General features: G+C 57.3%; 18 protein-coding genes. 7 read left to right on the forward strand and 11 right to left on the reverse strand.

Annotated features, from left to right (window positions below; genetic code table 11):
- The first annotated feature begins 1 nt into the window (after position 1).
- The 5 genes from JFU11_RS15780 to JFU11_RS15800 all read left to right on the forward strand — a co-directional run bounded on the left by JFU11_RS15780 (position 2) and on the right by JFU11_RS15800 (position 6858).
- On the forward strand, positions 2-2038 hold the full coding sequence (locus JFU11_RS15780; protein ID WP_201061223.1) for a type VI secretion system tip protein VgrG: 2037 nt from the start codon (positions 2-4) through the stop codon (positions 2036-2038).
- A 40-nt stretch (positions 2039-2078) separates the two neighbouring features.
- Entirely contained in the window at positions 2079-4469 is a 2391-nt protein-coding gene (locus JFU11_RS15785) for a M23 family metallopeptidase (protein ID WP_201061225.1), read from the forward strand.
- The gene (locus JFU11_RS15790) at positions 4456-5022 is read left to right on the forward strand and encodes a hypothetical protein (RefSeq protein WP_201061228.1); all 567 of its coding nucleotides are present in this window, start codon (positions 4456-4458) and stop codon (positions 5020-5022) included. The genes JFU11_RS15785 and JFU11_RS15790 overlap by 14 nt, the downstream gene beginning before the upstream one ends.
- A 159-nt stretch (positions 5023-5181) precedes the next feature.
- Positions 5182-6321, forward strand: a complete 1140-nt coding sequence (locus tag JFU11_RS15795; RefSeq protein ID WP_201061230.1) for a hypothetical protein — start codon at positions 5182-5184, stop codon at positions 6319-6321.
- Positions 6322-6411: 90 nt separating this feature from the next.
- The gene (locus tag JFU11_RS15800) at positions 6412-6858 is read left to right on the forward strand and encodes a hypothetical protein (RefSeq protein WP_201061232.1); all 447 of its coding nucleotides are present in this window, start codon (positions 6412-6414) and stop codon (positions 6856-6858) included.
- Positions 6859-6903: 45 nt separating this feature from the next.
- Here JFU11_RS15800 and JFU11_RS15805 read toward each other — a convergent pair whose 3' ends face one another.
- Complete coding sequence (locus JFU11_RS15805) at positions 6904-7284, reverse strand: DUF6124 family protein (RefSeq protein WP_201061235.1); 381 nt, start codon at positions 7282-7284, stop codon at positions 6904-6906.
- A gap of 589 nt (positions 7285-7873) precedes the next feature.
- Between JFU11_RS15805 and JFU11_RS15810 the strand changes: the two genes are divergently transcribed.
- The gene (locus JFU11_RS15810) at positions 7874-8257 is read left to right on the forward strand and encodes a helicase (protein WP_123720213.1); all 384 of its coding nucleotides are present in this window, start codon (positions 7874-7876) and stop codon (positions 8255-8257) included.
- Positions 8258-8529: 272 nt separating this feature from the next.
- Here the strand turns inward: JFU11_RS15810 and JFU11_RS15815 are convergent, their stop codons facing one another.
- From JFU11_RS15815 to exbB, 6 genes are all read right to left on the reverse strand, one after another.
- The gene (locus JFU11_RS15815) at positions 8530-9930 is read right to left on the reverse strand and encodes an aminoacyl-tRNA deacylase and HDOD domain-containing protein (protein ID WP_201061237.1); all 1401 of its coding nucleotides are present in this window, start codon (positions 9928-9930) and stop codon (positions 8530-8532) included.
- A gap of 78 nt (positions 9931-10008) precedes the next feature.
- Complete coding sequence (recG, locus tag JFU11_RS15820; protein ID WP_123720215.1) at positions 10009-12084, reverse strand: ATP-dependent DNA helicase RecG; 2076 nt, start codon at positions 12082-12084, stop codon at positions 10009-10011.
- A 9-nt stretch (positions 12085-12093) separates the two neighbouring features.
- Positions 12094-13023 (reverse strand): hydrogen peroxide-inducible genes activator, encoded by a 930-nt coding sequence (locus JFU11_RS15825; protein WP_008007618.1) that lies wholly within the window; start codon positions 13021-13023, stop codon positions 12094-12096.
- Positions 13024-13217: 194 nt separating this feature from the next.
- Positions 13218-13964 (reverse strand): energy transducer TonB, encoded by a 747-nt coding sequence (locus tag JFU11_RS15830; protein ID WP_201061239.1) that lies wholly within the window; start codon positions 13962-13964, stop codon positions 13218-13220.
- On the reverse strand, positions 13961-14389 hold the full coding sequence (exbD, locus tag JFU11_RS15835; protein WP_038980717.1) for a TonB system transport protein ExbD: 429 nt from the start codon (positions 14387-14389) through the stop codon (positions 13961-13963). The genes JFU11_RS15830 and exbD overlap by 4 nt, the downstream gene beginning before the upstream one ends.
- A 6-nt stretch (positions 14390-14395) precedes the next feature.
- Positions 14396-15352: a tonB-system energizer ExbB gene (gene exbB, locus JFU11_RS15840; RefSeq protein WP_201061241.1), complete on the reverse strand. Its 957-nt coding sequence runs from the start codon at positions 15350-15352 to the stop codon at positions 14396-14398.
- Between the two features lie 190 nt (positions 15353-15542).
- Here exbB and JFU11_RS15845 point away from each other — a divergent pair, with 190 nt between their 5' ends.
- Positions 15543-16400 (forward strand): SDR family oxidoreductase, encoded by an 858-nt coding sequence (locus JFU11_RS15845; RefSeq protein WP_201061243.1) that lies wholly within the window; start codon positions 15543-15545, stop codon positions 16398-16400.
- Between the two features lie 138 nt (positions 16401-16538).
- On the opposite strand, the gene JFU11_RS15850 is transcribed toward JFU11_RS15845, so the two are convergent.
- From JFU11_RS15850 to rpoZ, 4 genes are read right to left on the reverse strand one after another with little or no spacing between them, the layout of a single operon-like run.
- A complete protein-coding gene (locus tag JFU11_RS15850) occupies positions 16539-17279 on the reverse strand; it encodes a hypothetical protein (protein WP_123720218.1) in 741 nt (246 codons plus the stop codon).
- Between the two features lie 55 nt (positions 17280-17334).
- Positions 17335-17715 carry a RidA family protein gene (locus JFU11_RS15855; protein ID WP_003177257.1) on the reverse strand — a complete coding sequence of 127 codons (381 nt, stop codon included), beginning with the start codon at positions 17713-17715 and terminating at the stop codon, positions 17335-17337.
- 24 nt (positions 17716-17739) lie between these two features.
- Positions 17740-19845 carry a bifunctional GTP diphosphokinase/guanosine-3',5'-bis pyrophosphate 3'-pyrophosphohydrolase gene (gene spoT / locus JFU11_RS15860; RefSeq protein WP_007934594.1) on the reverse strand — a complete coding sequence of 702 codons (2106 nt, stop codon included), beginning with the start codon at positions 19843-19845 and terminating at the stop codon, positions 17740-17742.
- Between the two features lie 57 nt (positions 19846-19902).
- Positions 19903-20166, reverse strand: a complete 264-nt coding sequence (gene rpoZ / locus JFU11_RS15865) for a DNA-directed RNA polymerase subunit omega (RefSeq protein ID WP_007894670.1) — start codon at positions 20164-20166, stop codon at positions 19903-19905.
- Positions 20167-20239: the final 73 nt, after the last annotated feature.

A 20239-nucleotide genomic window follows, 5' to 3' on the forward strand; every position in this document is an offset into this window, starting at 1 on the left:
AATGTTTAACCCGTCCAACGAAACGCATTTCAGCCTGACCGTCGAAGACTACGCAGGCGACCTGCAAGTGCTGTCGTTCTCCGGCACCGAAGGCATCAGCCAGCCGTATCGCTTCGACCTCGAACTGGTCAGCGAAAACCCGGACCTGGACCTGGAAAAGCTCCTGCACAAACAGGCGTTCCTCGCATTCGACCCGAAGGGTTCCGGCATCCACGGCCAGATCTACCGCGTCGCCCAAGGCGATGCCGGCAAGCGCCTGACCCGTTACAAAGTCTCCCTGGTGCCGCAGCTGCAATACCTGCATCACCGCACCAACCAGCGCATCTACCAGCAGATGTCGGCGCCAAAAATCATCGCGCTGATCCTCGAAGAACACGGCATCAAGGGCAACGCCTACAAATTCCAGTTGAGCCAGCCGTGCCCGGACCGCGACTACTGCGTGCAATACGACGAAACCGACCTGCACTTCGTCCAGCGCCTGTGCGAGGAGGAAGGCATTCACTACCACTTCCAGCACACCTCCAAAGGTCATTTATTGGTATTCGGTGACGATCAAACGGTGTTTCCGAAACTCGGCCAGCCCACCGCTTATGTGCAAGGCAGCGGCATGGTCGCCGACGAACCCGTGATCAAAGGCTTCAAACTGCGCCTGGAAACCCGCACCGGCCGCGTCACCCGCCGCGACTACGACTTCGAAAAACCGCGCCTGCAACTCGAAGCCGCTTACAAACCCGACGGCGAAAGCACCGAACCGGACCTGGAAGACTACGACTATCCCGGCCGCTTCCTCGACCGCGCGCGCGGCAAATTCCTCAGCCAACGCGCACTCGAACGCCACCGCGCCGACTACCAGCAAGCCGAAGGCCACGGCGACCAGACCACCCTCGTCAGCGGTCACTTCCTGGAAATCTCCGACCACCCGCGCACCGAGTGGAACGACCTCTGGCTGCTCACCGAAGTCGTCCACGAAGGCAAACAGCCGCAAGTGCTCGAAGAAGGCGTGACCAGCGACACCACCGACAACAAAGACGACTTCCACCAGGGCTACCGCAACCGCTTCCTCGCCACCCCTTGGAACGTGTTCTACCGCCCGGCCCTGGAACACCCAAAGCCACGCGTCCTCGGCAGCCAGACAGCCATGGTCACCGGCCCCAAAGGCGAAGAAATCCACTGCGACCAGTACGGCCGCATCAAAGTGCAATTCCACTGGGACCGCGAAGGCCGCGCCGACGACAAAACCAGCTGCTGGATGCGCGTTTCTTCAAGCTGGGCTGGGGATCGTTATGGCGCCATCGCCATTCCGCGCATCGGCATGGAAGTGCTTATCACCTTTCTTGAAGGCGACCCCGACCAACCGCTGGTGACCGGTTGCCTGTACCACAAGGAAAACCAGGTTCCCTACGACCTGCCGGCCAACAAAACCCGCACCGTGTTCAAAACCCTTAGCTCACCGGGAGGCGGTGGGTTTAATGAGCTGAGGATTGAAGACAAGAAAGGGGCGGAGCAGATCTTTATTCATGCCCAGCGGGATTGGGATGAAAACATTGAGCACGACCAGAAGATTCGGGTGGGGAATGAACGCCACGACACCGTGGAGAAGAACACCTACACCGAGCTGAAGGCCGAAGAACATCGCACCACCATCGCCGACCGCAAGACTGAAGCGCGGATGGATGACCACCTGACGATTGGGCAGAACCAGCACATCAAGCTTGGGACTGCGCAGCTGACGAGTGCCGGGAAGGAAATACACCTCAAGGCTGGGGACAAGATTGTTATCGAGGCTGGGATGGAGCTCACCGTAAAGGCGGGGGGGAGTTTTATCAAGCTGGATGCGGGTGGCGTGACGGTTGTTGGGCCGGTGGTGAAGATTAATGCCGGTGGGGCGGCGGGGAGTGGGACCGGGATTGGGATTAAGCCACCGGTGCTGCCGGGGGCGGCGGATAAGGATAAGGCGGGGAGTTTGATGGATCAGGCATTGGGGAATGCGGTGCCTGAGAAGGTTAAGCCAACTGTCGATTACCCGTTCTCGTTATGAATGGACGTATAAGCATCAATATGAACAAGGATTTTTCAAAATGATCATTAGCCCTCCCTTTATTCCTGCCCCAGTTGTGGGAGAAACCGACGAGGCCTTTCTGGCGCGTGCCATGGTTGGTGGTGTTCCTGGCGATGGTGGTTATCCGCTTAGCTTTGATCTTAATTGGCATGGTGGCGTCCATCTCACTGCTCCCCAAGAGGGTGGGCGAGCATTGCCCGTGAGAGCAATTTGCGATGGGACATTGGTGTATTTCCGCGACTCGATTCCTGAAAACGCAGATTCGGCTCATCCGCTAAATTTCCGAGGGGGATGGACTGATAAAGGTTGTGTGGTTCTGCGTCATGAGACCGAAATTGGCGAGGAAGCACAGTCAAAAGTAGTCTTCTATTCCATCTATATGCACCTATCGAAGATCAGTCTGAATAGCCCACAGATAGGAAAAGTGATCAGCAGAAAAGACTCCATTGGTGAAGCGGGCAGCATTTACGGAAGCAAGGGGCGGATCCATTTTGAAGTTATTGCGGATCAAGGTCAGATAGCCAATTTGACGGGAAGGGACACACTCGATCTCAAATATCAAACGCAAAACGGGCGAAAAAATAGTTGCTGGGGAGATATGTACTTTTTCGTACCACCGGAAGTTTTGCTTTACAGCGCTCCTCCTAATGAGCGCCGGCAACCGATGAACAGTGCTGCGGTAGCCTATCGACCTCCGGCCATTCCAACGACCGTACCGATCCAAGAAGGCGGCAGCACTGCATCCTCTTCAGATCTTTCCGCTACAGTGGACGGATATGAACCTGCGGTAGCATCCATGCTTCAAGAAGGTATCTACGTGCGCATGCGTTACGAAAAGGGCGAATGCAAATTGACTTCCTTTTATTTGAGTGGACAGGAAATTGGCACTCAACCAGAGGAGGCTGCGTATGCGTACAAACTTTACGACAAGGCTAAGCAGTACTACCCGCAGTCTCCGAGTGCAGGATATGAGTTGCTACGGTTTGGGCGTGTACTAGGGCCTGATACTCTCCAGCCTGTTGATGCCGCGCATTGGCGCCAAATCAAGTTTCCAGGTAAGGCAGGAGAGCAGAGTAAGGCCGGTTGGGTAAACTTGAATGCCGACAGTGTGACCAAATTCAGCGATGCCGATTTTCCTCATTGGCAGGGGTGGCGCTTAGTTAATGATGATACGGACACAGATAGTCATTGCCAGTCAGATTACATTAAGAGCCTCCTTGGTTTGGGGGCGAATACTGTTAAACATGAGGATGGTGATGCTGTTAGCATTGCGAATTCACCAGGTTACACAGTCCTTTCAGGTGAAGAAAAACAAAATTTGTCGGAGCGTTACACAAATGAGCGCCAGTTGAGTATGTCTCGATTACGCTCGGATGATACACAGCAGCTTCTAAAACGCCTTATATGTAAGTTTCCGACCGAATGGGCGGCGAACGACTTTGATACCCGTTATGGCTGGTTGCTGAAAGTTGCAGATGGTGGGCCGATGCCTCAGGAGCAATATGAAAAAATAAAAAGCCACCAAAAAGAGTTAGCGTTCTGGGAAGAAGCTAATTTGACGGGTATCGAAAGCAAACATTGGCACTTCCCTCCGCTTGAATTTATTCGTGTATTCAGATCGTGCGGTTGGCTTAGTAGTGATGAACTGGCAAGTGTCCTTAAACCTTCTGATGCACTTGGGAGACAACGTGCTGCTGGCTTAAGAATTCAAATGAATAGGATGCTTTCGAAATATTTGATCAGTAGTTCAAAACTTAGAATGGCTCATTTTTTCTCTCAAGTCGGAATAGAAACCGGATGGTGGAGATACCGAGAGGAAATCGGCGGTACGCGATACTTTCGAACAATGTATGAAGTTATCACGCCAACTGAAGCAGGCGAAGATTATGATAACGCCGTTACTAGAGTACGTAATCTACCATCCGGTCGTCGGCCCGTAGAGCTTCCCAACCCTGGGCCAAATCCAAAGCCAACAATTAACCGAGCTGGTTATATGGCTTCGCGTCCTAGCCAAGTATTAACTAAGGCTGCTGGGATGGGCAATGGAGCTGCTAACGCCACAAATGGTGGTATGTCAGGCGATGGTGATAGATTTCATGGTCGTGGATTCTTGCAAATTACCGGAAGAAAAAACTACACGAGCTATGAAAAGTACCGTGGGAAAGATTTCACAACTGATCCCCATTCGGCACTTCTCGCCACAGATGATTACAATGCTTGCGATGCATCTGGTTTCTTTTGGGTGAGGGAAAAAATCAGTAAGCACGCGGATGGTGGTCCCACCCCATCTGTTTCTACTGTAGTTGGTTCCGTCATTAATAGAGGTAACCCCAATAGTACTCCAGAACATAATGCCGAAAGACAAAATGCACTTGTGCCTATGTGGAGCGTGTTAAGTGACAAAGTATAAAGTTAACTTCTCTGTGTTAGTTTTGTTCTGTGTCGTGCTTTTTTCGATTTCAGCATGTGCTGAGGAGCGGCATTGTGCATTTGACGATTTGCGATTTAAACTTAAGCTTGTAAGCTGTACGCCGAAAGACGGTCTGAATATACTGAAGTTGGCGCCATCCGATCAGCCTTCTTATGAAACTAATCTTGAAAATTTACCAACGTATATTGTAAGTGGTGATGATTTGGGTTTGGTGTTGAAGGCTGTGGGGGATGGAACTCAGTCGCGGTACAATAACTTCATTGAATTGCCCTATCCAGAAGCAATTCTGCACTACGATGATGCATCCGCTGCGGCGAAACTGAAGTTTGCGGAAACAGGCTGGAAGTTGTTGGATATGAAGGATGTCGTATATGAGGGGCAAGGTGGAGAGGAAGGGGCAGGCGTAGTTTGCACTACTCTCGAGAAGCAGATATATTCAAATTATGTAGTTGTTTCGCAGTGTAATGCATTTTATGAGGCTGATATATCTGATTTAAAAGTATTACTTGGTTCGATAGAGAGGCGTAATTAAGGGGTGGTGACAGCAAGTCTATTTATTCCCAGGATATGTCGGTGAGAAAAAAGTAGAAAAAGGGGGCGGATTTATTGCAGGTAGGTTAGCTGTCGGTAAATAAATCTGTTCATTTTTTATAAATAAATCTTCACCATTTTTTCATGTTTTTGTCGTCGAATGAAATTGATCTTTGTGATTAGAGATAAAATTTTCCTGTTGTGGGTCGCGTTGTTTGTTTGCTCATATGCTAACTCAGCGAGTTTTGATTGTAGTAAGGCATCAACAGAAGTAGAGAGAAAGATCTGCGGTTCTCCGTCTTTGTCCATCCTGGATGAACAGCTAAGCGCCGCTTTCAAACCATTAAAAAATAAACGTACGTTTCAGGTTATTGAAAGCGAATGGCTCGAGACGCAGCGCAACACCTGCGAATCAACCGAGTGTTTGGAAGACGCTTATGATCAAAAAATTCGTTTTCTAACACCATTGCCAAAAACTGCTCCTGTTACTGAGAAAGATATAAAGCTTCTGCCGGCAGACAAAGGATATGCGCAGAGTTCTCGCTCATGGAAAACTGTGGAGCTAACGGGGCTACCGAACGAGAAAGGCGTCACTGAGCGTTATCTTCTTTCCGCAGAAATGCTGTCAGGGATGTTGCACGTCATCATTTTCGAAGGACACTACGATATACAGTTGTCTGCTTATAGAGGGAATCTGTATGAATATGTGGATAGAAACCCAATTACGCCACCCATTACTTATATTATCGCTAAAAATATCGGATTCGATGGGGCGCTAAATTTAGGCGGCAATGACGAGGGCAAAAGATTTGCCGGAATTTTAAATGGGTCTTTTTACTATCGGGAGCAGATAACTAGAAATCAGCAGAAAGGAATGGTTTACAAGCTGGGATCGAATTTACAACCGAAGGAGACTAGTTTACTAATTCAGCAGTGGTCAAATAGCACTGAACACGCCATAGGCGGGGTGCTGTTCGGTACTATTGAGATGTTTGGACCTATAAAGGCATACTATTCGCACTCCTCTGGAGAGGAAACTATTGCGCCTGTCAATACACCGGGAAATGATTGGTATATTTACAGCCCCATTTGGAGTAAGTCGCGCCCCATTTTTTATTTTAAGAACGGCAGCATAACAATATGGCGTGCCAATATTTTAGATAAAACACTTACCAAGATAGTTAGTGGAGATGGTGAGGATTTGATTCAGAACCCTACGCCGGTAGATATTAATGGCCGCGAGGCTATTGTGTACCTTCATGGTCCTCTTCTGAAGATTGCTATCGCACCAGATGAATAAAGAGAATGGGGACAGATTTATTGAAGGCAGGCGTCTCCTTCTCCGACTTTTTCCCAAGATTCATAACTGCAGCTTTTTAAGGATGATTGGATGAATCGATTTTTCAATCGATCAGTACTGAGCGCTCTTTTGATTTTGCCTCTCGCTTATGCCGTCCCCGCACTGGGTTCAGCCGCTCACACTGCTGACGTTGCCTGCCCATCCTCTGACTTCAACAATTTCCTCGCTTCCTTCTCTGAGAGTGCGGCTATTCAAAAGGTCTTCGTCCAACGCCCCCTTAGTTTTCTGGTGACTGTGGATGCTGAGCCCGAGCTGCAACAGGAAAAGCGCTCGCTGAGTGACGATCAGATCAAGTTTCCACTCGTGCCTGAGCGTGCGAAGCGAGAGGCTGAAGGTCTGACGCTAACCGTCAAAGAGCAGAGAGGGGATAAGGCGACGGCCATTTTGCAAAAGCCTGATACGGACTACGTGGTTGAGTATCGCTTCGTGCGTGGGCAATGTTGGATGCTTACTGAGGTCTCGGATTTTGCACTGTAGAAATCTTTGGGAGCGCGCCAATGCTGGCGCGCTCCTTGTTCCTGCTTACACCTTCGCCCGATGCTCCGCCGGATTCGGCGAATCAATATGATCCAGCGCTCGCTCCACCATCAACTGCACCCCATCCGCCATTCTGCTGAGCGCCAGGGCGACTGAGCGGCGGGTGCCGTCGATGTCGTCAGCCAGGTCGGCGGCGATGGCGCTGATGGACTTCAGGTCTTCCGAGGCGTTGGCCAGGAGGGCTTCGGTGTCGATGTCGGGGGAGACGGTGAAGAGTTTGCCTTTACGCTTGGGTTTTTCGTTGGGTGGTGGGGCGAAATGGTGGTCGAGGGCGCGTTCGGCGGCTTCGTGGAGCTTTTTCGAATCGAAGGATTCGTAGGGGGATGTGGCTGGGTTTTCTGGAGGATTGGGTGTTGGCTTGATCATTAAGTGTTACTCCATGATTTAAGGAGCTGACACCGTTTCGCGTGCACTTCGAAAGAGGTGGCAGCTGTGCATAGGTGTGCAAGACCGGTGGAGTCACCCGGCAGACCCGAAGATCTCCCATACACAGCCGCCATAACGATTCGCGAGCATAGGAAAACGCTCGATGAATTGCCATAACCGAATGTGTACTCCACCGGACTTGCACGTCCGTGTCACCGTTTTTTGCGGTGACGAACAGAGGTTATCGGTGAAGGTGAGGGCTGCCTAGTTCATGAACAGCCCGGCGTTTTGAAGGAAATGTCCGAGAGGTTTGAGGGCATCAAGATCAAAAGATCGCAGCCTTCGGCAGCTCCTACAGAAATGTGTTTCTTCAGGTGTAGGGCGGGTGTTGGGTGTGACGCGGAGCGTCACGGGATGCATTCCCACGCGGGAGCGTGGGAACGATCAAGGTGGAGGAGGGAACGTGTGACTTGGTGGTCATCATGCGGGAAAAGCGGTTCATCTTCTTCTAACGCAACCCGATGGTGGCGTTCCGGCTTGAAGCGGCTACACTGCGCCGGCCGTTCATTTTTCTTTTGAGGCTGTGCGCATGAAATTTCGTTTTCTTCTGTGGATGCTGGGTTTGTTGATGGGTAAGGCCAGTCGGACTAATCCTGCGTTTCAGCAGCAGTTGGGTGACAAGGAATTGGTGTTCCAGCTACAGACCCTGGACGGGAAAGTGGCGCGACATTTCTTTGTGAAGGACCAGCGCATTACCAGCAGGTCGGGCGTGTATGCCGAGCCGGCGTTTGCGATTGCCTTTAAAGACGCGGCGTATGGCTTTGCCACGATGCAGGCGAAGAACAAGCAATTGGCGTTTATGACGGGGATTCAGGACAAGTCGATTCAGATCAAGGGCAACCCGGCGTTGGTGATCTGGTTTCAGGGGTTGACCAAGTATTTGAAGCCTAAGAAGGTGAAGGCTAAGGCTTGAGAGCCTGATCAGGTCTGTGGTGAGAGGGCTTTTTGTGGCGAGGGAGCTTGCTCCCGTTGGGCTGCGAAGCGGCCCTAAAGCCTGAGACCTCGGTTGTATCTGACACATCGCGTTGGCTGGGTTGCGACTGCTGCGCAGTCGAGTGGGAGCAAGCTCCCTCGCCACAATGGGTTGTGGTGATTCAGTTAGATCAAGTTGGATTCATCGCGGGCAAGCCCGCTCCCACAGGGATCGCCTAAATCCTGTGGGAGCGTGGCTTGCCCGCGATGCTTTTAGGCCTGGCTAAATTGCGAAGCCAGTTCGCGCAGCAGCACTTCGGCTTCGAGGACTTTGCTGACGACGTCGTTGGCTTTGTCGCGGCTCAGGCCGACGCGTTCGAGCAGGGCGTCGGGGATGTCTTCATCCGGCCCGGAGCCGATGCCGCGGCTGCGCAGCAAACGCACGGCCAAACACACGAGGTTCGGGTATTCGGCGTAGTCGCCGTCGTAGCTTGGGTCGTGCTGGAAGCGCAGGGAGGTGGCCAGTTCTTCTGGCATGTCCCAGTAGCGCATCAGCCATGAGCCGATCTGTTCGCGGCTGATGCCCAGCAGGTGTTGTTCCACGTAGCTGTGGCACAGGTGCGGGTTGACCTCCAGGTGGCGGCAGATCAGCGAGAAGTGCGGCGGGAACACGTGGGCCAGCAGCAAGTAGCCGAAGTTGTGCAGCAGGCCGGCGAGGTAGGTCAGGCCGGCTTCCGGGCGCTGGGCGCGTGGCATGGCGCGGGTCAGGCCTTCGATGACGGCGGCGGTGTAGATCGATTGCTGCCAGTACGGCGTGGTGTGTTGCGGGTGGTCTTTGGGCAGGCTCAGGGTTTTGCCCAGGGCCAGGCCCAGCGCCAGGTTGATCACCAGGTCGAAACCCAGCACTCGGACGATGGCGTCTTCCACTGAACGAATTTTTCCCGGCGAGGCGTAGTACGGCGACGCTGCCCAGCTGACGACTTGTGCTGCCAGGGCCGGGTCGGTTTCAACAACGCCGGTGATGTCGTCGATGGTGGCGTTGGGGTCGACCCGCAGTTTGATGATTTTCTGCGCAGTCTCGGCCAGCGGCGGAATCTCGATGGTCTCTTCCAGACGTTGCTGGATACGCCGCGCGGTGAATGCTTGAACGGCCTGGGTGATTTCCTCGCGGTCATCGTTGGGGCGGTCGAGGTTTGGGCGGATGCGGTTCACGGCTTCGCCGAAATTGCCGGCGCTAGCCTTGGTGAGCATGGTTTTGAAATCGTCGCTGGAAATTTCCAGCAGCACCCCCGGCTCGCCCGAGTTGATCAGCAACGTCGGTTCGCGCAGCAGGCTTTCTTCATACAGGCACGGCGAGCTGGTGAGTGCCGGCAGGCCGGGCAGCAGGCTCAGGTTGTGTTTGCCGAGCATTTTTACCAGGCGTTCGGTGGATACAGCGGTCAACCGGCGGCCAGTGAGTTCAGCGAGGCGGTTGAGGTCCAGCAATTGGCTCTGGGGGAACAGCACCATGAGCGCGCCGACGGCATCGTCCAGCAAAACTGCCTGCACTTTACGCGCGGCGTTCAGGCCGTGATGGTCGAGGACTTCTTCGTAGGCGATGTCCAGCTTGCCGAGCAGCAACCGAATAACAGACGGAGCGTGCGGGGTTTCGGGGGCGAGGGCAGCTTCTGTCATGGTCTGTATCCGTTTGCAAACAATTGCAGGAGTATAACCAGCTTGTTTAAAGCCAGGGCCCAGAAACTGCGACAGTGCTCACACTTGGCCGTATTGCTGCCCATGGCGTAGCCAGCGGTCGAGCAACGGGCTGACGTGATCCGGCCAACGCTCGAGCAAAGCCTGGGCGGCGTCGCGTACGGCGGGCAGCAAGTCGGCATCGCGCATCAGATCCGCGACTTTGAATTGCAGCAGACCGGTCTGGCGCGTGCCGAGCATTTCGCCGGGGCCGCGCAGTTCGAGGTCTTTTTCGGCGATGACAAAACCGTCGTTGGTTTCGCGCATGATGCCCAGGCGCTGACGGCCGATCTGCGACAGCGGCGGATGGTAAAGCAGCACGCAATGGCTGACGGCGCTGCCCCGACCGACACGGCCACGCAGTTGATGCAGTTGCGCGAGGCCGAGGCGCTCCGGGTTTTCGATGATCATCAGGCTGGCATTGGGCACGTCGACGCCGACTTCGATCACGGTGGTGGCGACCAGCAGTTGCAGGTTGCCGGCCTTGAACTCGGCCATCACCGCGGCTTTCTCGGCGGGCTTCATGCGGCCGTGGATCAGCCCGACCTTCAACTCGCCGAGGGCGGCGGTGAGGTCTTCAAAAGTAGTTTCGGCGGCCTGGCAGGTCAGCTCTTCAGACTCTTCGATCAGCGTGCACACCCAATAAGCCTGACGCCCTTCGGCACAAGCGCCGCGCACGCGTTCGATCACTTCGACGCGCCGGGTGTCGGTGACCAGTACCGTGTTTACGGGCGTACGGCCGGGCGGCAGTTCGTCGAGGATCGAGGTGTCGAGGTCGGCGTAGGCGCTCATGGCCAGCGTCCGGGGGATCGGCGTGGCGGTCATGATCAGCTGGTGCGGACACATCCGTCCGCCGACGCCTTTCTGCCGTAATGCCAGGCGCTGCTGCACGCCGAAGCGGTGCTGTTCATCGATGATCGCCAGCGCCAGGTTCTTGAACTGCACTTCGTCCTGGAACAGCGCGTGGGTGCCGACCACCATTGGCGTACCGCTGGCGATTTGCTCCAGCGCGGCGACGCGGTTTTTACCCTTGAGCTTGCCGGCCAGCCACGCGACTTCAATACCCAGCGGTTCGAGCCAGCGCTTGAAGGTAATGAAGTGCTGCTCGGCGAGAATCTCTGTGGGCGCCATCAATGCGACCTGATAACCGGCCTCCAGCGCTTGCAGCGCGGCGAGGGCGGCGACCACGGTTTTGCCGGCGCCCACGTCGCCCTGGATCAGCCGCAACATCGGCTCATGCTGACTGAGGTCGTAAGCGATTTCGTTGCCGACCCGCTGCTGGGCGCCGGTCGGCGTGAAGCCGAGGTTGGCCAAATACTGGGTTGGCAGCTTGGTGGCTTTTGGCATCGCCGGGGCACGCAGGGCACGCATGCTCTCGCGCAGGCGCTGCTGGGACAGTTGATGGGTCAGCAGTTCTTCGAAGGCCAAACGGTGTTGGGCCCAGTGATGACCGAGGGCGAGTTCGTCGACGTCGGCATCGGCGGGCGGGTGATGCAGGTAGCGGATCGCATCGGCCAGCGGCGCCAGTTGATAGTCCCGGGCCAGTTCGGTTGGCAGCCAGTCGGGCAGGCTGCTGGGGCCGAGCAGGGTGAGGGTTTGCATGCACAGTTGGCGCAAACGCTGCTGGGTCAGGCCTTCGGTGAGCGGGTAGACCGGGGTCAGGGTTTCATCCACCGGCGGCGGTTCGTCGCCGGTGATGGCGCGGTATTCCGGGTGGTAGATCTCCAGTCCTGACGCACCGGGCCGCGCTTCGCCATAACAGCGAATGCGCGTGCCGCGTTTGAGGCCTTCTTTCTGGGCGTTGCTGAAATGGTAGAAACGCAGGCTGAGCCCGCCGGTGCCGTCCTGCAGACGGACAACCAGGCTGCGGCGCCGGCCCATGACCACGTCGGCACCGCTGACGGTGCCTTCGATTACGGCGTCTTGCCCGGGTCGCAAATGACCGATCGGGACCACGCGGGTGCGGTCCTGATAACGCAGCGGCAGGTGGAACAGCACGTCCTGGAGATTCTCCAGGCCGACCTTGGCCAGTTTCTCGGCCATGGCTTCGCCGACACCCTTGAGTGCCGTCACCGACACTTGCGACAACTCGGTCATGGCAGCGACTTAACCGGCCACCACCGGCGCTGGCGGCTTGGCCACCGAGCACAGGCGAATGGAGTCGGCGAGGATTTCAATCGCCTTCGGCCGCGGGAAGCTCGCACGCCAGGCGATGGCCACGGTACGGAATGGTACTGGCGCGCTCAGTGGGCGCACTTCGATCACGCCTGGGGCGTAGTGATGGCTGTCGACCGCCGACAGCGGCAGGATCGAAATGCCCAGGCCGGACGCGACCATGTGGCGAATGGTTTCCAGCGAGCTGGATTCCACCGTGGTGTGTTTGGCGCCGTCGTTGCCTTTGGCCAGGGTTGGGCAGGCTTCCAGCACTTGATCGCGGAAGCAGTGGCCTTCGCCGAGCAGCAGCAGGCTCTTGTCGTTGAGCAGGGCGGCGTCGATGGATTCTTTTTGCGTCCACGGGTGCTGGGCCGGCATCAAGACGTAGAACGGCTCGTCGTAGAGCTGCAGGGTCAGTACGTCGGCTTCATTGAACGGCAGGGCGATGATGATCGCGTCGAGCTCGCCGTTGCGCAGTTTGTCGCGCAGCACGTGGGTGAAGTTTTCTTCGATGTACAACGGCATCTGCGGGGCGACCCGGTGCAGTTGTGGAATCAGGTGCGGGAACAGGTACGGGCCGACGGTGTAGATCGCGCCGACTTTCAGCGGCGCGGTCAGCTGGTTCTTGCCGGCCTGGGCCAGTTCACGGATGCCTTGGGCCTGCTCCAGGACTTTCTGTGCCTGGGCGACAATGCCTTCGCCGACCGGGGTCAGGCGCACGGCGCTCTTGCTGCGCTCGAAAATCAGCACACCGAGTTCGTCTTCAAGCTTTTTCACGCCCACCGACAGGGTCGGCTGGCTGACGTGGCAACGCTCGGCCGCATGGCCGAAGTGCTGCTCTTGGGCGAGGGTAACGATGTAGCGTAATTCTGTGAGAGTCATAGCAAGCGTCCATGAAGTTGCGGGCCAAGCATACCGGCTGCAATCGATAGACGCACGTTATCAGACTGAGTGTGCTGAGTGACACAGGGCAATGCAGGTTTGGCGTTTGCGGATATGCAAAAAGGCACCTTTCGGTGCCTTTCATAGGTTTTGTAGCCGCCGAAGCCCGCTCCCACAGGGTTTTGTATTGCGTCTTAACGGCGACGTTCCAGCGAGTAAACAAACGGTGCAACGATTTCGATGGAGCCGTTGTTCAGCATGTCGGCCGGTGGCTTGGGCAGCGGTTGGGCGCGGCGGATCATTTCCAGGGTGGCCCGGTCCAGATCGGCGTTGCCGGAGCGGCCCACCAGTTCGAACGACAACACGTTACCTTCGGCATCCACCACGAAGCGCAGACGGTTCAAGCCTTCTTTGCCCCGTTGCTGTGCACTGGCCGGGTACTTTTTGTACTTGGCCAAGTGAGCGAGCAGGGTGCCTTGCCAACTGGCCTTAGCCGCTTGCTGCGCGGGCGATGGGCCGGGTGCCGGCTGAGCGGATTTCTCCGTCGGTGCCTGGGTCGGTTGCGCGTCGCTCGGTTTTTCCTCGGAGGGTTTCTCCTTCGGCGGCTCTGGTTTTTTCTCCACAGGCTTGGGCGGTTGAGGCTTCGGCTTGGGTTTGACCGGTTTAGGCACAGCAATCTCGGCCTTCGGCGCTTCAGCGAGTTTCGGCAGCGGCAGTTCTTCCACCGGGGCCGGTGGCTGTGGCGGCGTGATCACTTTCGGCGGTGCGGGCGGTGGCGGGGCCGGAAGCGGCGCCAGCTCGACCATCATCGCTTGCGGTGGCAGCTCGATCGGCGGGCGCGACGTCCAGTTCAGCGCCAGCGCAATGGCCAGCGCATGGACGCCCAGCACCACGGCCAGGCTCCCGCTGTAACGCGTCAGCTTTTGGCGCGTGTTGATCATTTCTTGGCTGCCGTCTCGAGTCCGACCAGGCCGACCTTCAGGTAGCCGGCGGCGCGCAGGGCGTCCATCACGCTCATCAAGTCGCCGTAGTCCACGCCTTTATCGGCCTGGAAGAAGATCGTCGTGTCTTTCTTGCCCTTCGTCTTGGCGTCGAGTGTGGCGCCAAGGGTTTCGGCCTTCACTTCGTCTTCGCCGAGGAACAGGCGCTGGTCAGCTTTCACGCTGAGGAACACCGGTTTCTCTGGCCGCGGCGCCGGTTTGGCGGTGGAAGCAGGCAGGTCGACCTTGATGTCCACGGTGGCCAGCGGGGCCGCCACCATGAAGATGATCAACAGCACCAGCATCACGTCGATGAACGGCGTGACGTTGATTTCGTGGTTCTCGGCCAGATCGTCGTCTGCGCCTTCTTTCAAATGCAGGCCCATGGCCGATTACCCCACTTTCACCATGTGCGGTTGCGAGCTACTACGCTCGGCCGGCAGGTGGTCGAGATCACGGCTGACCAGCAGCAGAACTTCTGCCGAGGCGTCGGACACTTGCGCCTTGTAACCGGCGATGGAGCGGGCGAAGACGTTATAGATGACCACTGCAGGAATTGCTGCAACCAGGCCCAGCGCGGTTGCCAGCAGGGCTTCGGCGATGCCGGGAGCTACGACAGCGAGGTTGGTGGTCTGGGTTTTGGCGATGCCGATGAAGCTGTTCATGATGCCCCATACGGTGCCGAACAGACCGACGAACGGCGCAGTGGAACCGATGGTGGCGAGTACGCCGGTGCCGCTGCTCATGTTGCGACCGCACGCAGCGACGAGGCGCTCGAGGCGGAAGCTCACACGTTCCTTGATGCCTTCTTTTTCGCGGCTGTTGGCCGACAGGCGCATTTCTTCCAGCGCGTCGTGGACCAGCAGGTTGGCGAGAGTGCCTTCCTTGGCCGCAGTGGCGCTGGCTTCTTTAAGGGTGGCGGCTTTTTTCAGGTGGGCGATTTCAACGCGCAGACGACGCTTGGCGCCTATGAGCTCGAAGCCCTTGGCGATCCAGATAGTCCAGGTGATGATCGAAGCAATGGCCAGGCCGATCATCACGATCTTCACGATGATGTCGGCGTTCTGGTACATGCCCCACGGCGACAAGTCATGGGCCATGCCCAGCGAGTTGTCGGCTTCGAGGACTTCCGGCACGTCAGCGGCGTCTACGGCCTGGACCGGATCGGTCGCGGCGGGTGTCACGGCAGGTGCAACTGGTGTTTGAGCGGCAGCTGGCTGTGTGGCCGGCGCTTGTGCATCGGCGAAGGCGGCGGTCGGCGCCAGCATCAGGCTGAGCAGCAGGGCGGCCACCGCGCTCCAGGCGCGAGGTCGTTTGGTTGGCGAAGCGGGGAATTGATTGCGTGTCATGCTGGCCGGACCTGAAAGGAAAAAAACGGTAAATGTTCTTCCAGGCCTCGTGAGGCCGAGAACAAAAGTGACCCGCATTATTGCAAGTAATTCTTGTTAACAAAAGTAATAGAGTATCTTTTTTTCCTTCATTGCTAGCCGCGTGTCCTTTGCCGACGCTAGTCTGTAGCTTTCCGATAGGAGTTTTCTGATGTCCGCGCCTTCTGTTTTGATCGCCGGCTGCGGTGATGTCGGCAGTCGTCTGGCCACGCAATTGCTGAATTCAGGGTGGGAGGTTCACGGCTTGCGGCGTGACGTCTCACGCCTGCCCCAAGGGGTGATTGGCGTTGCCGGTGACTTGTTCAATAAAGACTGCCCGGCGACCTGGCCAATCGGAGCGGTGGATTACCTGGTGTATTGCGCGGCGGCTACCGATCACGATGAGGCCGGATACCGCGCCGCTTATATTCAGGGTTTGCAGCACGTGCTGGAATGGCTGGGGGACTACGGGCAAGTGCCCAATCGGCTGCTATTCGTTTCCAGCAGCAGCGTTTACGGCCAGCAAGAGGGCGAGTGGGTCGACGAGAACTCGCCGACCGTGGCGGCTGGCTATTCAGGGCGTGTGATGCTGGAGGCCGAGCAAGTGGCGCGTGATAGCGGCATCCCGGCGAGCATCGTGCGCTTGACCGGGATCTACGGTCCGGGCCGAGAGTTTCTGCTGACCCAGGTCCGTCGCGGTTATCGCGTGGCGATCGATCCACCGTTGTACGCCAACCGCATTCACGTCGATGACGCTGCGGGGTTGCTGGCGTTTCTGCTTGAGGCGGATCGGCGTGGGGTGACGCTGGATGATGACTATATAGGCGTCGACGATGCGCCTGCACCGCTGGCGGAAGTGGTGGGCTGGTTGCGTGAGTACTTGGGCGTGACCGAATGGGCCGAAGACGCCAGTGTGCGTCGTACCGGCAGCAAGCGCTGCAGCAATGCCCGGGCGAAGGCGTTGGGGTGGGTGCCGAAGTATCCGAGTTTCCGCGAAGGTTATGCCGCGATCCTCGAAGGCCGCTGCTGAAATCCAGTTACACCCAACAACTGTGGGAGCGGGCTTGCCCGCGATGAGGCCATAACATTCAACATCCAGGTTGACTGTTACACCGCCATCGCGGGCAAGCCCGCTCCCACAGGGTTATCTGTTGGCTTCAGATTCGGGTTACTGCTTTTCCAGCAACCATTTGCGATCACCCGGCGTAAACGAAGGCATCTCGTCCGCCAGTGCGGTATTCACGGTCTGGAAAATCTCCAGTTCCTTGCCCTTGCGCGCAAAGATCCAGGTATTGCCCTGGCCGTTCGCCTGCAGCCAGATGTTATCGTTGCCGCCGCTCATCGACGCGCAATCGCCCGCCAGGCACAGGGCATAACGATCCGCACCGGGCAGACCGGCAACCTGGCCATCGGCCTGGAATTGCACGGTGTTGCCTTCGCCGGGGCCGCTGAGAATTTTCCAGCTGCCGCCCATATAGGCCGAATACAGCGCCCGCTCGAAACTCGCGCCAATCGGTGCGCCTTCCGGCACCGGGACCGCTGCACGGTCGAAGACTTGCTCCGGCTCGTTGTCGTTGGCGACCTGGCTCAGTTGTTTACCATCACGCTTCAGCTCGCTGGCGGAGCTGCCATAAAAGTCGACTTTCCAGGCGCCGGACTCTTCGCCCAGCAGCTTGCCTTCGACATTTTCAAAACCATTGGTGTAGCGGGCCTGACCGGCTCTGGTGTTGACGTCCCATTCCAGATTCGGGCCATAGGCCTGGAGCGCTTCGCGCAGGGGGCCGCCTTTGGATGCAGCATCGATTGCCGACTGATTGATCCAGGTGCCGCTGATATCACGGTCGGCAGGGTCGCTGGCACAACCGCCCAAGAGAAGGGCGACCAGCGAGAGAGCTAGCGCTTGGCGCATGGTGGAATCCTTTCAGAACGAAATCGGCGCAACCTCTGGGGTTGCGCCGGACACATTACTCGATGACCAGAATGGCATCCATTTCAACCTGCGAACCCTTTGGCAGGGCTGCTACGCCGATGGCGGCGCGGGCTGGATAAGGTTGGTCGAAGTACTTGCCCATGATCTCGTTGACCTTGGCGAAGTGGCTCAAGTCAGTGAGGAAGATGTTCAGTTTGACGATGTCCTTGAACGAACCACCGGCTGCTTCAGCCACGGCTTTGAGGTTCTCGAACACCTGGACGGTCTGGGCTTCGAAGCCTTCGACCAGTTCCATGGTTTTTGGGTCCAGAGGAATCTGACCCGACATGTAAACGGTGTTGCCAGCCTTGATCGCCTGGGAATAAGTACCGATGGCGGCCGGGGCCTTGTCGCTGTTGATAACGGTCTTGGTCATGTATGACTCCTTGTGAAGGGTGGGCTACGCGCGCATGCGGGTGATGCGGATGACCCCGGTCAGGGCGCGCAGTTTCTTGATCACGCGGGCCAGGTGCACGCGGTCGTGCACGCTGACCACCAGTTGGACCACGCTGATACGACCGTCGCGTTCGTCCATGCTGATTTTTTCGATATTGCCGTCGGCCGCGTTGACGCTGCTGGCCAGCAAGGCGATCAGGCCGCGCTGGTGCTCCAGTTCGACGCGCAGCTCGACGTTGAATTCGCCGGTGACATCCTTGGCCCACGAGAGCTGGATGCATTTTTCCGGGTTGTGGCGGATTTCGCTGATGTTGCGGCAGTTGTCCAGGTGCACCACCATGCCTTTGCCCGCGGAGAGGTGACCGACAATCGGGTCACCCGGGATCGGCGTGCAGCACTTGGCGTAACTGAGTACCAGGCCTTCGGTGCCACGAATCGCCAGCGGACCTTCCGGGCTTGGCAGCTGCTCGCCTTCGCCAAGCAGGCGGCGGGCGACCACGTAAGCCATGCGATTGCCCAGGCCGATGTCTTCGAGCAAGTCTTCGATGAGTTCAAGGCGGTATTCGTGGAGCATCAACTGCACGCGCTCTGCCGGGACTTTTTCCAGGGAGCTGTCGAAGCCGTTGAGTACCTTGTTCAGCAGGCGTTCGCCGAGGCTGATGGACTCGGAGCGGCGTTGCAGTTTCAGCGCATGGCGGATGTGCGTCCGCGCCTTGCCGGTGACCACGAAGTTGAGCCAGGCCGGGTTCGGCCGCGCGCCGGGGGCGCTGACGATCTCGACCGTGGAGCCGCTTTGCAGCGGTTCGGACAGCGGCGCGAGACGACGATTGATCCGACAGGCAATGCAGCTGTTGCCCACGTCGGTGTGCACCGCGTAAGCGAAGTCGACCGCCGTGGAGCCTTTGGGCAGCTCCATGATCCGGCCTTTGGGCGTGAACACGTAGACCTCGTCCGGGAACAGGTCGATCTTCACGCTTTCGATGAATTCCAGCGAGTTGCCGGCCCGTTGCTGCATTTCCAGCACGCCTTTGACCCACTGGCGGGCGCGGGCGTGAGTGCCTTTGGGCTGCTCGTCGCCGCTGGACTTGTACAGCCAATGGGCAGCGATGCCGTTGTTGGCCATCTCTTCCATTTCACGGGTGCGGATCTGGATCTCGATCGGTACACCGTGCATGCCGAACAGCGTGGTGTGCAACGACTGGTAGCCGTTGGCCTTGGGGATCGCGATGTAATCCTTGAAGCGACCCGGCAACGGTTTGTACAAATTGTGTACAGCGCCCAGCACGCGGTAGCAGGTATCGACCTTGTCGACGATGATCCGGAACGCGTAGACGTCCATGATCTCGTTGAAGGCTCGACGCTTGCCGCGCATTTTCTTGTAGATGCCGTAGAGGTGTTTCTGACGACCGCTGACCTCGCCCTGGATGCCGTCGATGGCCAGGCAGTGGCTGAGGGATTCTTCGATCTTGTTGACGATTTCCTTGCGGTTGCCCCGGGCGCGTTTGACCGCCTGGTTGATCCGCGCGGAACGCATCGGGTGCATGGCCTTGAAGCCGAGGTCTTCGAACTCTATGCGGATGGCGTGCATGCCCAGCCGGTTGGCAATGGGCGCATAGATTTCCAGGGTTTCCTTGGCGATCCGCCGGCGCTTTTCGCCGGACAGTACTTCCAGGGTGCGCATGTTGTGCAGGCGGTCGGCCAGCTTGACCAGGATCACGCGAATGTCGCGCGCCATGGCCATGGCCATTTTCTGGAAGTTTTCGGCCTGGGCTTCGGCTTTGGTCTCGAAGTTCATCTGGGTCAGTTTGCTGACCCCGTCGACCAGTTCGGCCACGGTTTCGCCGAACTGCGCTTGCAGCGCTTCCTTGGCAATACCGGTGTCTTCGATCACGTCATGCAGCATGGCCGCCATCAGGCTCTGATGGTCCATATGCATGTCGGCAAGAATATTCGCAACCGCGAGTGGGTGCGTGACGTACGCCTCACCGCTGCGGCGGCGTTGGCCATCGTGGGCTTGTTCGGCGTAGAAGTACGCTCGGCGGACCAGATTGACCTGGTCCTTGCCGAGGTAGGTCGATAAGCGATCGGCGAGGGCGTCTATGCTCGGCATGATAATTCCTGCCGTTCGTTGTGACCCCGCGCCGTGCTACGTCGACCAGGCATGGACTTATACTGCCTCGTTGGACTCGTCCTCGAACGCTGCGAACAGCGGTTCGTCTTCGACGATTTCTGCGTTGGCGATGAACTCGTAGCTCATCAGGCCTTCGGCGATTTCACGCAGCGCTACAACAGTAGGCTTGTCGTTTTCCCACTGAACCAGGGGCTCTTTGCCGCCGGTGGCCAGTTGACGGGCACGCTTGGTGGACAGCATGACCAGTTCAAAACGGTTTTCCACGTGGTTCAGGCAGTCTTCAACGGTTACGCGGGCCATGGTATTCCTCGGAGCGAATGCAATATGCGCGCTGCCCGGGTGGGCGAGCGGACTCAACAGTTTAAAAAATCAC

Source organism: Pseudomonas sp. TH37, from assembly GCF_016650735.1.
Taxonomy (GTDB): domain Bacteria; phylum Pseudomonadota; class Gammaproteobacteria; order Pseudomonadales; family Pseudomonadaceae; genus Aquipseudomonas; species Aquipseudomonas farris.